Source organism: Aquiflexum sp. (genome assembly GCF_041751335.1).
GTDB lineage: Bacteria > Bacteroidota > Bacteroidia > Cytophagales > Cyclobacteriaceae > Aquiflexum.
This window is the reverse complement of sequence record NZ_JBGSXS010000310.1, coordinates 1-2,680: the sequence shown is the minus strand read 5'-3', so window position 1 is coordinate 2,680 and position 2,680 is coordinate 1. Positions and strand designations below refer to the sequence as shown.

General features: G+C 42.4%; 2 protein-coding genes and 1 pseudogene. All 3 read left to right on the top strand.

Annotation, left to right across the window (positions count from 1 at the left end):
- Positions 1–767 (top strand): DUF3179 domain-containing protein (locus tag ACEW8U_RS17580; protein ID WP_373523364.1); only part of this gene is annotated, 767 nt, incomplete at its 5' end.
- A 169-nt stretch (positions 768–936) separates the two neighbouring features.
- Positions 937–2,304, top strand: coding sequence for an FAD-containing oxidoreductase (locus tag ACEW8U_RS17575; RefSeq protein ID WP_373523363.1), 1,368 nt, complete (start codon positions 937–939; stop codon positions 2,302–2,304).
- Positions 2,305–2,389: 85 nt separating this feature from the next.
- Positions 2,390–2,671 (top strand): annotated as a pseudogene (locus ACEW8U_RS17570) (DUF427 domain-containing protein).
- Positions 2,672–2,680: the final 9 nt, after the last annotated feature.

The window sequence follows — 2,680 nt, the reverse complement described above, 5'->3', positions numbered from 1 at the left end:
CTCCAAAATTTCTATCAGTCAGTCAGGCTGGGATTGCAGAGCAAGACAGGATTTTGGGGGTTTACCATAATGGAATAGCAAAAGCATATCCCATCAACATCCTGAATTTTCATGAAATTGTGAATGATTTTTTTAAAGATCATCCTGTGGTGGTCACATACTGTCCACTGTGTGGAAGTGGGATTGTTTTCGACGCTGAAATTAATGGGGAGCGAAAAACCTTTGGTGTTTCAGGACTATTGTACAATTCGGATATTCTGCTCTACGACAGGGAAACCGAATCCCTTTGGTCACAATTAAAAAATGAATCCGTAAGCGGAGAAATGAAAGGCTGGTCTTTGGTCAAAATTGCAACAGCCAATACTACTTGGGGAAAGTGGAAAGAAAACCACCCGGAGACATTGGTACTTTCAAAAGAAACAGGATTTGCCCGCGATTACAGTAGAAATCCCTATCCTGGCTACGCTCAATCAGCCAAAATCTACTTTGAAGTGGCTGAAATGGATGACAGTTACCATCCCAAAGAAATGGTGGTTGGATTGGAAATCAACGGAAAGCACAAAGCCTATCCCTTTTCAGAGCTGAAAAAGTCCGGTGAACACGAAATCGAGGATGTGTTTCAGGATCAAAAGCTTTCTATAAGTTTTGATGCAGACAGCCAAAGTGCCGAAATCAGGGATGCCGAAGGAAAGATTATCCAGACCGTGATGAACTTTTGGTTTGCTTGGTATGCGTTTTATCCTAAGACAGAGGTGTTCAAGTTTTGAACCAGCTGTTGACCCCAAATGTGGGACATCTTACCTTCCTTTGGGAAAATTGACAGAAAGAAGAGGGTAATTGACACTTTCGGAAAGAATGATTCCTGATAGTTTTAGGCTCCTCAATGGAAAGTTTGTAATTTAAGTGTTGCTATGGAGCTTTTTTAAATTTAAAGATATGACCATGAAATTTGATGCTATTGTGATAGGTTCAGGGCAGGCAGGTACGCCCATAGTTTTTAAACTTGCGGGTGAAGGGATGAAAGTGGCCTTTATCGAAAAAGAATTTCTTGGAGGCACCTGCGTGAATGTGGGCTGTACCCCGACCAAAGCCTATGTGGCTAGTGCCAGAAGAATGTTTGATGCCCTAAATGGTGAAGCCTTGGGGGTGAACATTCCTAAGGGGGCAAAAGTTGATCTCCTGAAAGTCAAAGAACGAAAAGATAAGCTGGTCCAAAAATCAGTTGAAGGAATTGCCAAAGGCATTGATGGCGAGGAAAAGATTTCTTTTTACAAAGGTGAGGCACGGTTTACGGACAAAAAGACCATCACAGTCAATGGGGAAAAGTTGGAAGCAGATAAAATATTCATCAATGTTGGCGCAAGACCCTCTATCCCGGATTCATTCAATGGGTTGGATTACCTGACCAATCAGAGCATATTGGAACTGGATATCCTTCCCGAACATTTGGCCATCATCGGGGGGAGTTATATAGGACTGGAATTCGGACAGATGTTCAGAAGATTTGGCAGTAAAGTGACCATAGTGGAAAAGAGCGACAGGATTATTACCAAAGAGGATGAAGATGCCTCAGCCGAAATCCAAAAAGTACTGGAAAGAGATGGGGTGGAATTCCGGTTAGGGGCTGAATGTATAGGGGCAGAACAGAATGCAGATGGATCTTTCAGGGTGAAGGTGGATTGTGAAAATGGAGATCCTGAGTTTCAAGCAAGCCATTTGCTTTTGGCCGTCGGCAGGATTCCCAATACGGATACCCTTCATCTGAATGCTGCCGGTATTGAAACCGATGATAAAGGTTACATCCAAGTCAATGACAAGCTTGAAACCAATATACCCGGGATATATGCCTTGGGAGACTGCAACGGAAAAGGGGCATTTACCCATACTGCATATAACGATTTCGAAATTGTTAATGCCAACCTTTTTCAAAATGGCAACAGAAAAGTTTCTGACCGCATTCTTACATATGGATTGTTTGTCGATCCACCATTGGGAAGGGCAGGTATCAATCTACAGGAAGCCAAAGAAAAAGGCCTGAACGTGTTGATAGGTTATCAGGAAATGAAAAAAGTTGCTAGGGCAAAAGAAAAAGGGGAGACCGACGGCTTTATGAGGGTGATTGTGGATGCGGATTCCAACAAAATCCTAGGTGCGACAGTTCTAGGTGTGGGAGGAGATGAAATCATCAGCGGGATTTTGAATGTCATGTATGCTGATGCACCTTATACGGTCATCCGGGATTCGGTGCAGGTACATCCAACAGTGTCAGAATTGATTCCCACATTATTGGAGGATTTGGAATAGGAATAAGAATTAAGACTTAAGAAACAAGATCCAAGACATTTACTATATTAAACAATATCCTTTGGGATAAATTAAAAAAATAATAATGAAAGCAATCTGGAACAATACCGTAATCGCAGAAAGTGAAAAAACCATTCAAATAGAAGGAAATCACTAGTTCCCGGCAGGTACCATCAAAAAGGAGTTTTTCAAATCCTCCGATACACATAGTACTTGCCCTTGGAAAGGTGAGGCATCTTATTATTCGCTTGAGGTCAACGATGAGACCAACAAAGATGCAGCTTGGTATTACCCGGAGCCCAAACCTGCGGCCAGGGAAATCAAGGACCACGTTGCTTTCTGGAAAGGGGTCAAAGTGGAGCGATAAGCTCTTTAA